General features: G+C 72.8%; 7 protein-coding genes. All 7 read left to right on the forward strand.

The window, feature by feature from the left end:
• The first annotated feature begins 123 nt into the window (after positions 1–123).
• From AWC19_RS21175 to AWC19_RS21205, 7 genes are read left to right on the forward strand one after another with little or no spacing between them, the layout of a single operon-like run.
• Positions 124–4395 carry a non-ribosomal peptide synthetase gene (locus AWC19_RS21175; RefSeq protein WP_085079968.1) on the forward strand — a complete coding sequence of 1424 codons (4272 nt, stop codon included), beginning with the start codon at positions 124–126 and terminating at the stop codon, positions 4393–4395.
• Positions 4385–5680 carry a beta-ketoacyl [acyl carrier protein] synthase domain-containing protein gene (locus AWC19_RS21180; protein ID WP_085079970.1) on the forward strand — a complete coding sequence of 432 codons (1296 nt, stop codon included), beginning with the start codon at positions 4385–4387 and terminating at the stop codon, positions 5678–5680. Before AWC19_RS21175 ends, AWC19_RS21180 begins: the two co-directional genes overlap by 11 nt.
• Positions 5680–8673 (forward strand): mycobactin polyketide synthase MbtD, encoded by a 2994-nt coding sequence (gene mbtD, locus AWC19_RS21185; protein ID WP_142281328.1) that lies wholly within the window; start codon positions 5680–5682, stop codon positions 8671–8673. Before AWC19_RS21180 ends, mbtD begins: the two co-directional genes overlap by 1 nt.
• Entirely contained in the window at positions 8666–13864 is a 5199-nt protein-coding gene (locus AWC19_RS21190; RefSeq protein ID WP_085079972.1) for a non-ribosomal peptide synthetase, read from the forward strand. The genes mbtD and AWC19_RS21190 overlap by 8 nt, the downstream gene beginning before the upstream one ends.
• A complete protein-coding gene (locus AWC19_RS21195; RefSeq protein ID WP_211284972.1) occupies positions 13861–18249 on the forward strand; it encodes a non-ribosomal peptide synthetase in 4389 nt (1462 codons plus the stop codon). The genes AWC19_RS21190 and AWC19_RS21195 overlap by 4 nt, the downstream gene beginning before the upstream one ends.
• Positions 18246–19556, forward strand: a complete 1311-nt coding sequence (mbtG, locus tag AWC19_RS21200; RefSeq protein WP_085079974.1) for an NADPH-dependent L-lysine N(6)-monooxygenase MbtG — start codon at positions 18246–18248, stop codon at positions 19554–19556. The genes AWC19_RS21195 and mbtG overlap by 4 nt, the downstream gene beginning before the upstream one ends.
• On the forward strand, positions 19537–19752 hold the full coding sequence (locus AWC19_RS21205; protein ID WP_085079975.1) for an MbtH family protein: 216 nt from the start codon (positions 19537–19539) through the stop codon (positions 19750–19752). The genes mbtG and AWC19_RS21205 overlap by 20 nt, the downstream gene beginning before the upstream one ends.
• Positions 19753–19843 lie beyond the last annotated feature (91 nt).

The following is a 19843-nucleotide window of genomic DNA, read 5'->3' on the forward strand; positions in this document are numbered from 1 at the left end:
GCGTCGCGTTCGGGGGCACCTGTCTCCTCAACTTTGATCCGGCGGGGGCGGTAGCGGCGGCGTAGGCATCGAGGATAGGGTAACCAACAACTTAGGGCAGCCTTTGCTAATTCAGGAGGATTCGTGGTGCGTGCCCCGGCGTGCTCGGAGGACATCCGCGCGGAGGTCGCCGAACTGCTCGGCGTCGAAGCCGACGCCATTCACCCAGGTGAGAACCTGATCGGGCAGGGCCTGGACTCGATCCGGATGATGACGCTGGCCGGTCGCTGGCGCCGCCGGGGAGTCGCCGTCGATTTCGCGACCCTGAGCGCCGCGCCGACCATCGAGGCCTGGTCCGAGCTGGTCGCGGCCGGCGCCGGGCGGGGCGGCGACGAACCCGCGCCTGCGGCCGAGGCCGATCACGCCCCCGAGGGCGACCCCTTTCCGCTCGCCCCGATGCAGCACGCGATGTGGGTGGGCCGCCAGGACAATCAGCGGTTCGGCGGGGTGGCCGGGCACCTCTACGTCGAATTCGACGGCGGCCCGATCGATCCGGACCGGCTGCGCGCGGCGGCCACCGGGCTGGCGCTGCGCCACCCGATGCTGCGGGTGCGGTTCTTGCCCGACGGCACCCAGCGCGTGGCCCCGCCGCAGGAGTGCGGCGACTTTCCGGTCACCGTGGTCGATCTGCGCGACGACGACGGGGGCGCCGAGGGGCGGCTGGCCGCCATCCGCGAGGCCAAGTCGCACCAGCAGCTCGTCGGCGCCGTCTTCGAGCTCACGCTGACGCTGTTGCCGGGCGAGCGCTCCCGGCTGCACGTCGACCTGGACATGCAGGCCGCCGACGCGATGAGCTACCGCACTTTGATGGCCGACCTGGCCGCCCTCTACGCCGGTCGCGACCTGCCCCCGCTGGGCTACACCTACCGCGAATACCGTCGGGCCGTCGCGCGCCGGGACCGCCAGCCGGACGTGACCCGCGACGCCGACCGCGAGTGGTGGGCCCGGCGCATCCCGCAGCTGCCCGACCCGCCAGCGCCGCCGTCGACCGGCGGCCCCGACTCGCGCACCAGCACGCGGCGCTGGCACTGGCTGGACCCGGCGACCCGCGACGCGCTGTTCGCCCGGGCCCGGGCCCGCGGCGTCACGCCCGCGATGGCGCTGGCCGCGGCGTTCGCCGGCACGCTGGCGCGCTGGTCTGCCACGTCGCGGTTCCTGCTGAACGTCCCGCTGTTCGGGCGGCAGCCCCTGCACCCCGACGTCGACCGGCTGGTCGGCGACTTCACGTCCTCGCTGCTGCTCGACGTTGATTTCAGCGACCTGGCGGGCGCAAAACACACCGCGGCGGCGCGGGCGCACGCCGTGCAGGACGCCATGCGCACCGCCGCCGCGCACGCCGCCTACCCCGGGCTCTCGGTGCTGCGCGACCTGAGCCGCCACCGCGGCACCCAGGTGCTGGCGCCGGTCGTGTTCACCAGCGCGCTGGGCCTCGGCGAGCTGTTCCACGGCGACGTCACAACGCAATTCGGCACACCGGTGTGGCTGATCTCCCAGGGCCCGCAGGTGCTGCTCGACGCGCAGGTCACCGAGTTCGACGGCGGGGTCCTGGTGAACTGGGACGTGCGCGACGGCATGTTCGCGCCCGGCGTCATCGACGCCATGTTCGCCCACCACGTCGACGAACTGCTCCGCCTCGCCTCGACCGACGACGCCTGGGACGCCCCCGGCCCGTCGGCGCTGCCCGACGCGCAGCGCGCCGTGCGCGACGCGGCCAACGGCCGCACCGCCGAGCCCAGCCGGGAAGCGCTGCACGATGGCTTCTTTCGCCGCGCCCGACGGCAGCCCGACGCGCCCGCGATCTTCGCCAGCACGGGTGACCTCAGCTATGCGCAGCTGCGCCACCAGGCGCTGGCCCTCGCCGCGGCGTTGCGCGCCAACGGGATCGGGGCCGGCGACACGGTCGCCGTGATGGGTCCCAAGACCGCCGAACAGCTGCCGGCGCTGCTCGGGATCCTGGCCGCCGGCGGCGTGTACCTGCCGATCGGAATCGACCAGCCCCGCGACCGCGCCGAGCGCATCCTCACCACCGGCGGGGTGCGCCTGGCGCTGGTGTGCGGCGGGCGCCCGTTGTCGTTGCCGGTGCCCGCGTTGGTGATCGCCGACGTGCTGCGCGACGCCCCGGCGGTTGACGAAACCGATCCCGCCACAACCGATCCCGCCGAGCTCGCCTACGTGCTGTTCACGTCCGGCTCGACCGGGGAGCCCAAGGGCGTCGAGATGACGCACGACGGCGCGATGAACACCGTGGAATTCCTCACCCGCCATTTCGGCATCGGCCCCGCCGATAAGTGCCTGGCCCTGTCGACGCTGGAATGCGACCTGTCGGTGCTCGACATTTTCGCCACCCTACGGGCCGGCGGGTCGGTCGTCGTCGTCGACGAGGCGCAGCGCCGCGATCCCGACGCCTGGGCCCGGCTGATCGCCACCCACGGGGTCACCGTGCTGAACTTCCTGCCGGGCTGGCTGGAGATGCTGGTCGAGGTCGGCCACGGACGGCTGCCGTCGCTGCGGGTGGTCGCCACCGGTGGCGACTGGGTCCGCCCGGGGCTGGCCCGCGCGCTCCAGGCGCAGGCACCCGGCCTGCGCTTCGCCGGGCTGGGCGGCGCCACCGAAACCGCGGTGCACGCAACCATTTTCGAGGTCACCGGGGAGCTGCCGGCCGACTGGACCGCGGTGCCCTACGGCCGGCCGTTTCCGAACATCGCCTGCCGGGTCGTCGACGACACCGGCGCCGACTGCCCCGACTGGGTGCCCGGAGAGCTGTGGTTCTCCGGACGCGGCATCGCCCGGGGCTACCGCGGGCGCGCCGACCTGACCGCCGAGCGTTTCGTCGAACACGACGGCCGGACCTGGTACCGCAGCGGGGACCTGGCGCGCTACTGGCCGGACGGCACGCTGGAATTCGTCGGCCGCGCCGACCACCGAATCAAGATCAGCGGCTACCGCGTCGAACTCGGCGAGATCGAGGCCGCGCTGCGGCGGGTGCCCGGCGTGCGCGCGGCCGTGGCCGCGCTGGTGCCCGCGCCCGGCGACACCGACGTGCTGGCCACGGCGGTCCGCCTCGACGACGCCGGGCCGACCGCACAGGGGGTGCGCGAGGCCCTGGCCGACCTCGTTCCCGCGCACATGATCCCGCGGCACGTGTCGGTCCTCGAGCGCATCCCGTTCACCGACGGCGGCAAGATCGACCGCAGGGCGGTCACGGCCCTGCTCACGGCCGCGCTGGCCGGGCAAGGCGACGGCGCGGCGGGACCGCGGGAGGCGCCGCGCACGCAGCTGGAACGCGCGCTGTGCCACATCGTCGCCGAAATCCTGGGCCGCGACCCCGCCGCGGTGGGCGTGCACGACGACTTCTTTTCCCTCGGCGGCGATTCCGTGCACGCGACCCAGGCCGTCGCGGGCATCCGGCAGTGGCTCGATTCCCCGAGCCTGATGGTCGCCGACGTCTTTGCCACCCGAACCGTGGCCGCGCTCGCCGAATTGCTCGCCGGCCGCGAGGCCGGTGGCGACCGGCTCGAGCAGGTGGCCGACGTGTACCTGGAGATCGCGGAGATGTCGAGCACCGACGTGCTGTCCGCGCTCGAGGCTGAGCCAGACCCCGGTTCGAAGGCCGAACCAGCCCGGCGGGAGTTCCAGCCGTGGGTGAAGCGGTTCACCGGCAGCGCCGCGCGCGGCGCGGTGATCGTGTTCCCACACGCGGGCGGCGCCGCCGCGGCCTACCGATCGCTGGCAAAAGCCTTGGCGGGCAACGACGTCGACGCCTACGTCGTGCAATACCCGCAGCGGGCGGACCGGCGCGACCACCCGGCGGCGGAGAGCATCGGCGCGCTGGCCCTGGAGCTGTTCGAGGCGGGTGACTGGCCGTCGGTGGCTCCGCTGACGGTGTTCGGCCACTGCATGGGCGCCGTGGTGGCCTTCGAGTTCGCCCGCATCGCCGAGCGCAACGGCGTGCCGGTGCGCGCGCTGTGGGCTTCGGCGGGGCAGCCTCCGTCGCTGGTAGCGGCCTCCGGTCCCCTTCCGACCGACGAGCGTGGCGTGTTGGCCGACATGGTCGACCTGGGCGGCACCGACCCGGTGCTGCTCGAGGACGAGGAATTCGTCGAGCTGCTGGTGCGGGCCGTGCAGGCCGACTACCGCGCGCTGAACGCCTATTCCTGCCCGCCCCACGTGCGCATCAACGCCGACATCCACGCCGTCGGCGGCCACGGCGACCACCGGATCACCCGGGACATGCTGGCCGCCTGGGAAACCCACACGTCGGGACGATTCTTTCTGTCGGGCTTCGAAGGCGGCCATTTCTACCTCAACGATCACCTCGACGCGGTGGCCCGGATGGTAAGCGCCGATGTCCGATAACGATCCGGTCGTCGTCGTCGGGCTGGCGCTGGAGGCGCCCGGCGGGGTGGAAACCGCCGACGATTTCTGGGCGTTGCTGTGCGAACAGCGCGAGGGCTTGGGCCCCTTTCCCACGGATCGGGGCTGGGCCCTGCGCGAGCTGTTCGACGGCTCCCGGCGCGACGGATTCAAACCCATCCACAATCTCGGCGGATTCCTGTCCACCGCAACCACATTCGACCCGGAGTTCTTTCGAATCTCACCGCGCGAGGCGGTGGCGATGGACCCGCAGCAGCGGGTCGCGTTGCGGGTGGCGTGGCGCAGCCTGGAGAACAGCGGGATCAATCCCGACGACCTGGCCGGCCACGACGTGGGCTGCTATGTCGGGGCCTCGGCCCTGGAGTACGGACCGAAGCTCTCCGAGTTCTCCCACCACAGCGGGCATCTGATCAGCGGGACGTCGCTGGGCGTCATCTCGGGGCGCATCGCCTACACATTGGATTTGGCCGGGCCGGCGCTGACCGTCGACACCTCGTGCTCCTCGGCCCTGACCGCGTTTCACACCGCGGTAGCGGCACTGGGGGCCGGCGACTGCGACCTGGCGCTGGCCGGCGGGGTCTGCGTGATGGGCACCCCGGGCTACTTCGTCGAATTTTCCAAGCAGCACGCGCTGTCCGACGACGGCCACTGCCGACCGTACAGCGCGCACACCAGCGGAACCGTCTGGGCGGAGGGCGCGGCGATGTTCGTGCTGCAGCGCCGGTCCCGGGCGAACGCCGACGGGCGGCGCGTCCTCGCCCAGGTGCGCGCCAGCTGCCTGAACTCCGACGGACGCAGCAACGGGCTGACGGCGCCCAGCGGCGACGCGCAGCTGCGCCTGTTCCGGCGGGCCCTCGCGCAGGCCGAGTTGGACCCCGCCGACGTCGGGCTCGTCGAAGGGCACGGCACCGGCACCCGGCTGGGCGACCGGACCGAACTGCTGTCGCTGGCGGCCAGTTACGGCGCCACGCCGGCCGGGCGCGGACCGCTGCTGGGATCGGTCAAGTCCAACATCGGGCACGCCCAGGCCGCGGCGGGAGCGCTGGGCCTCGCCAAGGTGATCCTGGCCGCCGAGCATGCCACGATCCCGCCGACGCTGCACGTCGACGAGCCCAGCCACGAAATCGATTGGGACAGCCAGGGATTGCGGTTGGCGGACAAGCTGACGCCGTGGCCGGCCGTGAACGGATGGCGCACCGCCGCCGTCTCGGCGTTCGGGATGAGCGGCACCAACGCCCACCTGGTCGTATCGATGCCGGAGAAATGATGGCGCGCAACCGACTGCCCGACGGGCGGATCCCCGTCCTGCTCAGCGCCCACGCCGAGGAACTCGTCCGCGCGGACGCGCAAGCGATCCTCGACTACCTCGACCGCCGCCCGGAAACGACCGTGGCGCAGGTGGCCCGGCAGCTGACCGGGACCCGCCGGGTCCGCCGTTACCGGTCGGTGCTGCGGGCCGCGGACCGGGCCGAGCTCGTCGACGGGTTGCGGGCGCTGGCCGCAAGGCGCGAGCATCCGCTGGTCGCCTCCTCGGCGCTGGGTTCGGCGCCCCGGCAGGCGTTCGTTGTTCCCGGCCAGGGCGGCCACTGGCCCGGCATGGGCACCGTCGCCTACCAAGCGCTGCCGAGCTATCGGGCCGCGGCCGACGCCTGCGCCGCGGCGTTCGAGGACGCCGGCGTCGCGTCGCCGCTGCGCTATCTGACGGCCGCCGCCGAGCCGCAGGCCTTCTCCGAAACCGAGATCCAGGGCGCGCAATTCGTCCACGCCGTCGCGCTGGCCGAGGTTTGGCGCTCGTGCGGTGTGGTTGCCGACCTCACCATCGGCCAGAGCCTCGGCGAGGTCGCCGCGGCGCTCATCGCCGGCGGCATCACGCTGCCGGACGCCGTCGCCGTGGTCGCGGCCCGCGCCGGCGTGGTGGACCGCCTGCCGGGCCGCTACGCCATGGCGACCCTGGGCGTCGCAGCCGCGGCGGCCGAACCGCTGATCGCGGCCTGCGACGGCTGGGTGGAACTGTCCGTCGTCTACTCCGCCGAAACCGTCGCGGTCTCGGGCGATCGCGACGCGGTGCTGGCCATCGTCGACGAGGTCCGCTCCCGCGGTGGGTTCGCCCGCGAGATCACCGCGAACTTTCCGGGACACACCAGCCTGCTCGAACCGCTCCGCGACGACTTCCAGGCGCAACTGCCCGCCACCGCATTCGCCGACACGCCAATCCGATTCATCGGCGGCACCACCGGAGACGTGGTGGCCGCCGGCACGGCCTTCGGTGACTACTGGTACGCGAACCTGCGCAACCCGGTGCGACTGGACCGGGCCTTCGAGTCGGCGATCCGTTGCGGCGTTGGGTCCTTCATCGAACTGTCGGCCCACCCGGCGCTGTTGTTCTCGATCGGCCAGGCCTTCGAGGCGGGCGCGCCCGACGGCCCGGCGGTGCTCGTCGGCTCGACGCGCCGCGACGAGCCGGTGCTCGACGTGCTGTCGGCGAACATCGTCGCCGCGGCGGTCGCCGACCCCGGCTACCCCTGGGCCGACCACCTGGATTGCGCGGTGAAAGGGGTTGTCCTGCAAGGATTCCCCAATGCGCCGATGCGTGCCACGCCGATGTGGGCGCACCCCGAGCCGCTACCCGCGCCGCCGGGGGCGCCCGCGGGCCCCACCGTTACCGTCGAGCACTGGAAGCCTGCGCCGCCCGCCGTGGCCGGGCCGCCGGCCCGGCTGGCGGTGGTCGATCTCGGCGGTGACGCCGCCCTGGCAAAAACGCTGCGGGCGGCGATCGAGTCCCACCCGTCGGCCGCGCCCAGCGCGGCGGGGGAGGCCGACGTCGTGGTGGCGATCGCGCCCGCCCTCGACGCCGCCGACGCCGTTTCGGCCGCCGAGGAACTGACCAGACTGATCGCCTCCGGCCTTTTGGACTATGCCCAGGCGGTCGGGCCCCGCTGCCAAACCGTCTGCCTGGTCACCGTCGGCGCCGAGCGGGTCGGCGATCCCGACCCGCCGCCGTCGGCCGGCCACGCGGCGCTGGCCGCGATGCACCGTAGCCTCGGGTTCGACCGCCCGGAAACCGCTTTCACCCACCTGGACCTGCCGTCGCGGGAGTTGCCGCCCGCCGCCGGTGCTGACGTGGTAGCGGCGCTGTTGTCCGGTCGCGGCGAGACCGCGCTGCGCGCCTCGGCCGGTCGGTACGCGTTGCTCGAGCGTTCGTTCCGCGACGCGCCGGCCGCCTCGCCGTGGCCACTCGACTCGGGGCTGCTCGACGACGTGGTCATCACCGGCGGGGCCGGCGCGATCGGCCTGCACTACGCGCGTTACCTCGCCGAGCGCGGCGCGCGGCGCATCGTCCTGCTGAGCCGCCGGCTGGCGGATCGTCAAGTGCTGAACCGGCTTTCGGCCGAACACGGCACCGATGTGCTGTCACTGGCCTGCGACGTCACCGATGTGGATCAGGTGCGCCGCACCGCGGCCGAACACGGCGGTGCGGGCGCGTCGCTGATCGTGCACGCGGCGGGCAGCGCGACCTTCGGGGCCGCCGGGCTTTCGGCGACCGCCGCCGCGGGGACCTTCGCGGCCAAGGTCGGGGGCCTGGCCAACGTGGCCGAGGCCTGGCCCGCCCGCCCGGACGCCCGAATGCTGTTGTGCTCCTCGGTGTCCGGGGTATGGGGCGGGCGGGGCCACGGCGCCTACTCGGCGGCCAACCGCCTGCTGGACGTGATGGCCGCGCAGTTTCGCGCGCGGGGCCGGCACTGCGTGGCGGTGAAATGGGGCTTGTGGCAGGCCTCGACCGACGGCGAGTGGAGCCGCGGCATCGTCGACGCCGCCGAGGCCGCCAGCATCGAGCGGTCCGGGCTGCGCCCGATGATCCCGCGCGAGGCGATCGAGGCGAGCCTGCGCGACTGGCGCGACGACCCGCTGGTGTTCTCGGCCGACGCCACCCGGTTGCGAATCTTTTTGGGCGACCGGCGCTTCGAACCGACCGGCGGCCCGGCCAGCGGCGCGGCGCAGCGCCCCGCCGAGGCGCCGGTGCCGGTCGTCGACGCGGTGCGCGGCCAATTGGCGGCCGTGCTCGGAATCGACCGGCCCGCCGCGGTCAACCTCGCCGAATCCCTGTTCGACCTTGGCATCGACTCGATGCTGGCGGTGGACCTACGCAAGCGCCTCAAGCGGGTGGTCGGACGCACGGTTTCCCTGGCCACGCTGATGGGCGAAATCACCGGCGACGAACTCGTCGCACAACTCTCAGAAAGTGGACATTCGCGTGACTGATATCGCCGACACGGGCGCGCGGCTCGACGCGGCCCGCCTGGAGCTGCTGCGCCGCAGGCTCGCCGACCGTGGCCTCGCCGCGGACACCGCGGAGCCGGAATCGCCTGCCGCCGACCGGCTCACCGACGGCCAGGCGCGGATGTGGTTCGTGCAGCTGGCCGACCCCAGTGGCGCCCTGCTCAACGTCTGCGTGTCGTACCGGATCACCGGCGACCTCGATGCCGCCCGGTTGCACCGCGCCGTCGACGACGTCGCGCGCCGGCATCGGGTGCTGCGCACCACCTACGCGGTCGGCGAGGACGGCGATCCGCGGCCGACGGTCCACGACGACCTTCGCCCGCGGTGGGAACAACACGACCTGACCGGGTTGCCGGAACGCGCCCGCCGGCTCCGCCTCGAGGTGCTGGCGCAGCGCGAGTTCTCGGCGCCCTTCGACCTCTCCACCGACGCGCCGCTGCGAATCACCTTGGCACGCACCGCAACCGAAGAACACGTGCTGTTGCTGGTGGCCCACCACATCGCCTGGGACGACGGCTCGTGGCGGGTGTTCTTCGCCGACCTGACCAAGGCCTACCAGGGGGCGGGCCTGGGGCCGGAACGCCGCCCGTCGGGCCCGCCCGCGCCGGACACCACCGAGGCCGACCTCGAGTACTGGCGGGCCGTCATGGCCGACCCGCCCGAGCCTTTGGAGCTGCCGGGCCCGGCCGGAACCCACATGCCCTCCAACTGGAAGGCCGGCCGCAGCACGCTGCGGCTGCCCGGCGACACCGCCCAACGCGTCGGCGCGATCGCGCGCGATACCGGATGCACCCCTTACATGGTGCTGCTGGCCGCGTTCGGCGCCCTGATGCATCGCTACACGCACAGCGACGACTTCCTGGTGGCCGCACCGGTGCTCAACCGCGGCGCCGGAACCGAGGACGCCATCGGCTATTTCGGCAACACGGTGGCGATGCGGCTGCGGCCCCGGGCGTCGATGACGTTTCGCGAGTTGCTGAAAGCCACGCGCGACGTCGCCACCGGGGCGTTCGCACACCAACGAGTCAGCCTCGACCGCGCCGTGCGCGAACTCAATCCCGATCGCCGCCACGGCGCCGAGCGGCTGACCCGGGTCAGCTTCGGATTCCGCGAGCCCGACGGCGGCGGATTCCGCCCGCCCGGCGTCGAGTGCGAGCGCTACCACCTGCGTGGCAACCTCACCCAGCTGCCGTTGGGTTTCATGGTCGAGTTCGACACCACCGGCGCGCTGGTCGAAGCCGAGCACCTGCTGGAAATCCTCGAGCCCGCCCTGGTGCGCCAGCTGCTCGATCACTTCGCCGTGCTGCTCGAGGACGCGCTGGCCGAACCCGACAAGCCGCTGGCCGCGCTGGCGTTGATGGGCGACGCCGACGCCGAGTGGCTGCGCGAGGTGTCGCAAGGCGAGCCGTTCGACGCCGCGCCCGGGACGCTCGCGGACCTGGTTTCCGAGCAGGCCGCGCGGACCCCGGACGCGATCGCTGTGGTCTACGAGGGCCGCCGCCTCTCCTATCGCGAAATCAACCAGGCGGCAAACCGGCTGGCGCACTGGCTCATCGAGCGCGGCATCGGGGCCGAGGACCGGGTCGCCGTGCTGCTCGACAAGTCGCCCGAACTGGTCGTCACCGCGTTGGGGATCGCCAAAGCGGGCGCCGTGTACGTCCCGGTGGACCCCACGTACCCGCGGGAGCGTCTGGAATTCATCCTCGACGACTGCGACCCCAAGCTGGTGCTGCGCGAGCCGGTGACCGACCTGGCCGCCCGTCCCGCCGTGGACCCGACCGACGCCGACCGCGTCCGGCCGCTGCGGCCGGAGAACGCCGCGTACCTGATCTACACGTCGGGCACCACCGGGCTGCCCAAGGGCGTCGCGGTGCCGCACCGCCCCGTCGCGGAGTACTTCGCCTGGTTCAAGCGCGAGTACGGCGTCGACCACACCGACCGGCTGCTGCAGGTCGCCTCGCCCAGCTTCGACGTGTCGATCGCCGAGATCTTCGGGACGCTGGCCTGCGGCGCACGGCTGGTGATCCCGCGACCCGGCGGACTCAACGACGTCGGCTACCTCACCGAGCTGCTGCGCGACGAGTCAATCACCGCAATGCATTTCGTGCCGTCCCTGCTCGGCCTGTTTTTGTCGCTGCCGGGCGTCAACCAGTGGCGGACGCTGCGGCGGGTGCCCATCGGCGGCGAGCCGCTGCCCGGGGAGGTGGCCGACAGGTTCCACGCCACGTTCGACGCGCTGCTGCACAACTTCTACGGCCCCACCGAAACCGTGATCAACGCCAGCCGATTCAAGGTCGAGGGCCCGCAGGGCACCCGCATCGTGCCGATCGGCCGGCCGAAGATCAACACCGCGATGTACCTGCTCGACGACGCGCTGCAACCCGTGCCCGTCGGCGTGATCGGCGAAATCTATCTGGGCGGAACCCATCTGGCGCGCGGCTACCACCGGCGCGCCCGGTTGACCGCGGAGCGGTTCGTGGCCGACCCGTACCGGCCCGGCGCCCGGATGTACCGGACCGGAGACCTCGCGCGCCGCAACGCCGACGGCGACGTCGAGTTCGTCGGCCGCGCCGACGAACAGGTCAAGATCCGCGGCTTCCGGATCGAGCTGGGCGACGTCGCGGCGGCCATCTCGGTCGACCCCACCGTCGGGCAGGCCGTCGTGGTGGTCAACGACCTGCCCCGGCTGGGCAAGAGCCTGGTTGGCTACGTCACGCCCGCCGCGGGGGAGCAGGTCGACCTCGACCGCATCCGGGCCCGGGTGGCGGCGGCGCTGCCCGAATACATGGTGCCGGCGGCTTACGTTGTGCTCGACGAGATTCCGATCACCGCGCACGGCAAGATCGACCGCGCCGCGCTGCCGGCCCCCGAGGTCGGGTCCGGCGCCGAATTCCGCGAACCGCAAACGCCCACCGAGCGGCGCGTCGCCGAGCTGTTCGCCGAGCTGTTGGGCCGCGAGCTGGTCGGCGCCGACGACTCGTTCTTCGACCTCGGCGGCCACTCGCTGCTGGCCACCAAACTCGTTGCCGGCGTGCGCAGGACGTGCGGCGCCGAAGTCGGTGTGCGGGAGGTCTTCGAGCTGGCCACCGTGGCCAGGATCGCCGAACACATCGACACCCGGGTCGCGTCGGGAGCCGGCCCGGCGCGGCCGCGGTTGACGCCGGCGCGCCACGCGGGGCCGCCGCGGCTGTCGTCCTCGCAGCTGCGCAGCTGGTTCACCTATCGCTTCGACGGACCCAACGCCGTCAACAACATTCCGTTCGCCGCGGCGCTGCGCGGCCCCTGCGACACCCACGCGCTGGCGGCGGCGATCACCGACGTGGTGGGGCGCCACGAGATCCTGCGCACCACCTACCGCGAGATCGACGGCGTGCCCCGCCAGATCGTCCACCCGCCCGCCGAGGTGCCGGTCCGGCGCGCCGACGGGCCCGACGAGGCCTGGCTGCGCGCCGAGCTGGAAAACGAGCGGGGCCACGTCTTCGACCTGGAGACCGACTGGCCGATCCGCGCGGCCCTGCTGAGCGCCCCCGGCCAGCACGCGCTGTCGCTGGTGGTGCACCACATCGCCGCCGATCACTGGTCGGCCGGGGTGCTCTTCACCGACCTGCTGACCGCCTACCGGGCCCGCTGCAGCGGGCAACCGCCGTCCTGGGAGCCGCTGCCCGTGCAATACGCCGACTACGGCGCGTGGCAGGCCGAGCTGCTCGACGCCGGCGGCGGCATCGTCGCACCGCAACGCGACTATTGGGCCCGCCAACTGGCGGGACTGTCCGGCGACAACGGCCTGCGGCCGGACTTCCCGCGCCCGGCGTCGCTCACCGGCGCCGGCGACGCCGTCGAGTTCGGCTTCGGGGCGGCGACCCGCGCGAAGCTGGCGACGCTGTGCCGCGAACTCGGCGTCACCGAGTTCATGCTGCTGCAGGCCGCCGTCGCGGTGGTGCTGCACAAGGCCGGCGGCAACCCCGACATCGCGCTGGGCACCCCGGTGGCCGGCCGCAACGAACCCGAACTGGATCGGCTGATCGGCTTCTTCGTCAACATCGTGGTGCTGCGAAACGATCTGCGCGGCAACCCGACCCTGCGCGAGGTGCTGCGGCGGACCCGGGAGACGGCGCTGGCGGCCTATGCCCACCAGGACCTGCCGTTCGACCAGGTGGTGGACGCGGTCAACCCGGCGCGGTCGTTGTCGCGCAACCCGCTGTTCGACGTCGTGGTCCACGTCCGCGAACGGTTGCCGCAGGACCGCGTCATCGACCGCGGGCCTGACGGCGACACGACGTTCAGCGCCCTGGAACCCACCTTCGACGTCGCCCACGCCGACATGTCGGTCAACTTCTTCGCATCCGACCCGCGGTCCGGCGGCTACCGCGGTGTGGTCATCTACCGCCCCGAGCTCTACAAGCGCAGCACCGCGCAACGGTTCGCCGCGTGGTTGGTCCGCGTCGTCGAGGCGTTCGCGGAGCGGCCCGACCAACGCCTGTGCGAGCTGCAGATCGCCGATGCCCAAGAGCGGCAACGCATCCTGGAGCGGTCCAGCGCGGGCGACGGCGCGGCCCGCGTGTACCTGCTGGACCCCTCGCTGAACCCCGTTCCCGTCGGCGTCGTGGGCGACGTCTACTACGGCGGCGGGGTGGCCGTCAGCGCCCGGTTGCCAAAACCGTCGCTCACCGCGACCCGTTTCGTCGCCGATCCGTTTGCCGCGCAACCGGGTTCGAGGCTCTACCGCACCGGCGAGCGCGGCGTGTGGGCCGACGACGGCCAACTGGAACTGCTGACGGGCCCTGAAGCCGCGGCGCCGCCGGCCGGGACGGCAAGCACGACCGGCCCGGGCGGGCCGCCGAGCACCGCCACCGAGCGCGCGCTGGCGGCCATCCTCTCCGAGCTGCTCGACGTCGCCGAAGTCGGCCGCAACGACGAATTCTTCAACCTCGGCGGCGACAGCATCCTCGCGGTGCGCGCCGCCGCACGGGCGCGTGATGCCGGGCTGCCGTTGACCCCCCGCATGGTGTTCGAGCACCCCGTGCTGCACGACCTCGCGGCCGCCGTCGACGCTTCACAGGCGGACACCGTGCCCCGGGAAGCCCACGACACCCACCACGCGCCGATGAGCACCTCCGGGCTGTCCGAGGACGAACTGGCGGCCCTGACCGCGTCCTGGGGCAGCCGGCCGTGACCCGCGCCGACGAGCGACCGGCCATCGAGGACGTGATGGCGCTCAGCCCCCTGCAGCAGGGGCTGTTCTCGATGGCGGCGCTGGCCTCCGAGGCCGGGGCAGCGGAAACGGCCGGGCCCGACGAGGTCGACCCCTACGTCATCGCGATGTCAGCCGACGTGGTGGGCCCGCTCGACGTGCCCCTGCTGCGGGGCTGCGCGGCGGCGATGCTGACCCGGCACCCCAACCTGCGGGCCAGCTTCGTGCACGGCAACCTCAGCCGGCCCGTGCAGGTGATACCGAGCACCGTCGAGGTGCCCTGGCGCCACGTGCGTGGGGCCCCCGACGAGGTCGGCAGGCTGGAAGCCGAAGAGCGCCAACGCCGTTTCGACATGGCGCGCGGGCCGCTGCTCCGGTTTCTGCTCGTCGAAATGCCCGACGAGCAGTGGCGTCTGGCCATCGTCGCCCACCACATCGTGATCGACGGCTGGTCGCTGCCGCTCTTCGTCTCCGAACTGCTCGCCCTGTATCGCGCGGGCGGCGACACCGCCGTCCTGCCGCCGGCGCCGCGGCCTTACCGCGACTACATCGGCTGGCTGGCCGCCCGCGACCAGGACGCCAGCCGGGCCGTCTGGGCCCAGCACCTGAAGGGCCTGGACGGCCCGACGCTGTTGTCGCCGGCGCTCGCCGCCACCTCGCCGCCCGCGGGAATTCCGCGTCGCACCACCGTTCGGCTGGACGCCGAGGCCACCGCCGCGCTGGCCGGCGCCGCCCGCGCCCGCGGCGTCACCCTCAACACCCTCGTCCAATTCGCCTGGGCCGCGGTGCTTTCTGCCTTCACCGACCGCAGCGACGTGGCGTTCGGGGTGACGGTGTCCGGGCGCCCCGGCGACCTGTCGGGCGTGGAGGCGATGGTCGGCATGTTCATCAACACCGTGCCGTTGCGGGTGCGGCTAAATCCCCGCGAAACCGTCGGGACGCAATGCCTTGGGCTGCAACGGGACTCCGCCGCCCTGCGCGAGCACAGCTACCTGGGCCACGCCGAGCTGCGTGGCCTCGCCGGCGTCGGGGAGATGTTCGACACCCTGCTGGTGTACGAAAACTTCCCGCCCGGCGGGGTGGTCGGGGCCACCGAGTTCGTCGCGAACGGCGCCACGTTCCGTCCCGTGGCGCTCGAAAGCGTGTCGCACTTCCCCGTCACGATCGCCGCGCATTTGAGCGCGGGCGAGCTCACCGTGTTGGTCGAGGTCCTCGACGGCGCGCTGGGCGACATGGCGCCCGAGGCCCTCGGCGGGCGGCTGCTGGCCGTGACGCAGCGGCTGGCGCCCGCCTGGGAGCGGCCGCTGCGCGACGTCGACATCCTGCTCGACGGCGAGCGCGGCTCGACCGGCTCGCCCGCATCGATCGGGCGGCCGGTCGCGGTGCACACCCGGTTCGCCGAAATCGCGGCGGCACAACCCGATTCGATCGCGGTCAGCTGGGCCGGCGGTCGCCTGACCTACCGCGAGCTGGACGCGCTCGCCGACCGGCTGGCCGCCGCCCTGCGCCGGGCGGGCGCCGGCAGCGAAACCCCCGTCGCCGTCAGGCTGTCCCGCGGCCCGAGCTACGTGGCCACGATGCTGGCGATCCTCAAGGCGGGCGCCATGATCGTGCCGCTGGACCCGGCGATGCCGGGCGAGCGGGTCGACGACATCCTGCGCCAGACGTCGGCCCCGATCGTCATCGACGAACCGGCATACGCCGCGTTGACCGGTTCCGGCGCCGCGCCCGCGGATCAGCGGCCGGCCACGGTGCCGCCGGACCAGGCGGCCTACGCCGTCTTTACCTCGGGAACCACCGGCGCGCCCAAAGGCGTGATCGGAACCCACCGGGCCCTATCGGCCTACGCCGACGACCACATCGACCGCGTCCTCAAGCCGGCCGCCGCTCGGGTCGGGCGGCCGCTGCGGGTCGCGCACGCCTGGTCGTTCACCTTCGACGCGGCCTGGCAGCCGTTGGCGGCGCTGCTCGACGGGCACTGCGTGCACATCGTCGACGACGAGCGCCAGCGTGACGCCGAGGCCCTGGTCGACACGATCGACCGTTTCGGGCTGGACATGATCGACACCACGCCGTCGATGTTCGCCCAGCTGCACAGCGCGGGCCTGCTGCGGCGGGTACCCTTGGCGGTTCTGGCGCTGGGCGGCGAGGCGCTGGGAAGCACGGCGTGGCAAGCGATCCAAGCCGAATGCGCGCGAACCGCCATGACCGCCTTCAACTGCTACGGCCCCACCGAGACCACGGTCGAGGCCGTCGTCGCCGCGATCGACGAGCACCCGCGGCCGACGATCGGGCGTCCCACCCGAAGCACCCGCGCCTACGTCCTGGACTCCTGGCTGCGGCCGGTGCCCGACGGCGCCGCGGGCGAGCTGTACCTGGCGGGCGACCAGCTGACCCGCGGCTATTTGGGACGCGCCGCCGAGACCGCCGCACGGTTCGTCGCCGATCCCACCGGCCGCGGCCGCCGGATGTACCGCACCGGCGATCTGGTGCGCCGCATGCCCGACGGCGGCCTCGAGTTCCTCGGACGCAGCGACGACCAGCTCAAGATCCGCGGCTTTCGCGTCGAGCCGGGCGAGATCGCGGCCGCGCTCACCGGCCACGACGGGGTGCGCGGTGCCTACGTGACGGCCCGCCCCCACACCAGCGGTCCCCGCCTCACGGCGTACGTGGCCGGCGGCGCGAACCCGCCGTCGGCGGCCGCGCTGCGTTCGATGCTGGCCGAACGCCTGCCGCGCTACCTGGTCCCGCACCACATCGTCGTCCTCGACGAGCTGCCGCTGACCCCCCACGGCAAGATCGACGAAAGGGCCTTGGCCGCAATCGACCTCACCGAGGGCGCGACCACCCCGCCCGAGACGCCGACGGAGGCCGCGTTGGCCGAAGCGTTCGCCGACGTTCTGGGCGCCCAGGACATCGAGAAGATCGACGTGGCGGCGGACTTTCACCAGATGGGTTTGGACAGCATCGTGGCGCTGTCGGTCGTGCAGGCCGCCCGCCGCCGCGGCATCGCGCTGCGCGCCCGGCTGATGCTGGAGTGCGACACCATCCGCGAACTGGCCGTGGCGGTCGCCGCCGACACCGCGCGGCACGCGCCTTCGGAGGCGACGGCCCAGGCCGGCGAGCCGATCCCGGTGCTGCCCAACGCCCGCTGGCTCTACGAGCACGGCAACCCGCGCCGCCTCGCCCAGACCGAGGTCATCCGGCTGCCCGACACCGTCACGCGCGAGGGCCTGCGGGCGCTGCTGGGCGCCGTCATCGACGGGCACGAGGTGCTGCGCTGCCGGCTGGACCGCGACGCGATGACGCTTGTGGCACAACCGAAGACGAACGTCCTCACCGAAGCGCAAGTCGGCGGGGAGCTGGTCGTCGAGGTCGCCGCGCACACCCGCCGCGCGGTCGAAGGCCTCGACCCGGGGGCCGGCCGGCTGTTGTCGGCGATGTGGCTGCGCGAGCCCGACGGTCCCGGCGTGCTGGTGCTGACCGCCCACGTGCTGGCGATGGACCCGGCGTCCTGGCGCATCGTGCTGAGCGAGCTCGACGCCGGCCTGCACGCGTTGTCCGCGGGCCGCCAACCCGCGCCGGCCCGCGAGCACACCAGTTACCGGCGGTGGTCGCGAGCGCTGGCGGAGCGCGCCAAAACGTTGACCACCCAAGCCTTTTGGGTCGGCGAACTCCAGGGCGCCGACCCGCCGCTGGGAGCCCGCCGGCTGCGACCGGAAACCGACCGGGTCGGCGACGTGGCGGTCAGCGTCTCGACCTGCGGGGCCGACCTGACGGCCCGCCTGATGGCCCTGGGGCGGCCGATGAACGAACTGCTGGTGACCGCGGCCGCGCGCACGGTGACCGCGTGGCGGCGCCGACGGGGCCAAGAAACCCCGGCCCCGCTGCTGGCGTTGGAGACGCACGGCCGCGCGGACGCCCACATCGACGCGACGATCGACACCAGCGACACGGTCGGGTTGCTCAGCGCGATCTACCCGCTGCGCATCCACTGCGACGGCCTCACCGACCTGGCCCGGATTCCCGGCAGCCCCGTCGATTACGGCCTGCTGCGGTATCTGCGGTCCGACACCGACCTGCGCGACCATCCCGAACCGCAGCTGCTCTTGAACTTTCTCGGCAGCGCCCACGCCGACGTCGGCGGCCTGCGACTAGAGCGCGAACTGCTGGCCGACGTGGACCCGGTGCCTGAACCCGAGCAGGCGGTGCGCCACGAACTGACCGTGGTGGCCGGAATCCTCGGCGCGGGCGACGCGCGGATGCTCGCCACGCAGTGGCGCGCCCTGCCCGACATCCTGGACCCTGCGGATGTCGCCGCGCTGCAAGAACTTTGGAATGACGCACTGTGGGAGATGGTGAGATGACCCCAACGCTGGCGATTTTGGGCGCCGGAGCCAAGGCGGTCGCCGTCGCGGCCAAGGCGTCGGTGTTGCGCGACATGGGCGTCGAGGTCCCCGACGTCGTGGCGGTGGAACGCACCGGCGTCGGGGCCAACTGGCAGGCCAGCGGCGGCTGGACCGACGGCGCCCACCGGCTGGGCACCAGCCCGGAAAAGGACGTCGGGTTTCCCTACCGCTCGGCGCTGGTGCCGCGCCGCAACGCCGAACTCGACGACCGGATGACCCGCTACAGCTGGCAGTCCTACCTGATCGCCACCGCGTCGTTCGCCGAATGGATCGACCGGGGCCGGCCGGCGCCGACCCACCGCCGGTGGAGCCAGTACCTGCGTTGGGTGGCCGACCAGGTCGGCCTCAAGGTGGTGCACGGCGAGGTCGAACGGCTGGCCGTCGCCGGAGACCGCTGGGCGCTGCACACCCACGAAACCACCGTGCACGGCGACGCCTTGATGATCACCGGCCCCGGCCAGGCCGAAAAGTCGTTGCTGCCCGGCAATCCGAGGATGCTGTCGATCGCCCAATTCTGGGACCGCGCCGCGGGCGACGACCGGATCAGCGCCGAGCGGGTGGCCGTCATCGGGGGCGGCGAGACCGCGGCCTCGATGCTCAACGAGCTGTTCCGCCACCGGGTTTCGACGATCACCGTGATCTCTCCGCAGGTCACGCTGTTCACCCGGGGCGAGGGCTACTTCGAGAACTCGCTGTTCTCCGACCCCACCGACTGGACGGCGCTGACGCTCGACGAACGCCGCGACGCGCTGGCCCGCACCGACCGCGGGGTGTTCTCGGCGAACGTGCAGGAAGCGCTGCTCGCCGACGACCGCATTCACCACCTGCGCGGCCGCGTGGCCCACGCGGTGGGCCGCGACGGGCAGATCCGGCTGACCCTGTCCACCAACCGCGGCAGCGAAAACCTGGAGACGGTGCACGGTTTCGACCTCGTCATCGACGGTTCCGGCGCCGACCCGCTCTGGTTCACGTCGCTGTTCAGCCAGGACGCGCTGGACCTGCTCGAGCTCGGGCTGGGTGGCCCGCTGACCGCCGACAGCCTGCAAGAGGCGATCGGCTACGACCTGGCCGTCGCCGACGTCGCGCCGAAGCTGTTCCTGCCCAACCTGTCCGGGCTCACCCAGGGGCCCGGATTTCCCAACCTGAGTTGCCTGGGGCTGCTGTCGGACCGGGTGCTGGGCGGCACCGGGACGCCGGCGGGTTCCGCTGGCTCCGGGCGCTCGGCGAACCACCGAAGGAGAAGCGATGAGCCCCAACCCCTTTGACGACGACGCCGGCACGTTCGTCGTCTTGGTCAACGACGAGGACCAGCACAGCCTGTGGCCGGCGTTCGTCGACGTCCCGGCGGGCTGGCGCGTGGTGTACGGGGAAGCGGGCCGGGAGGCGTGCCTGGATTATGTCGAACAACACTGGACCGACATGCGGCCCCGCAGCCTGCGTGAGGCCATGGCCGCCGACTGACGCCGCGGCCGGCGTTTCTGGGCGGCCACACAGCGAGCGCATAGATTGTTCATGCGCCCTCCACAGAGCTTGCCCGTAACGTGATCGGCCT

It is taken from the genome of Mycobacterium palustre, assembly GCF_002101785.1.
Classification (GTDB): Bacteria; Actinomycetota; Actinomycetes; order Mycobacteriales; family Mycobacteriaceae; genus Mycobacterium; species Mycobacterium palustre.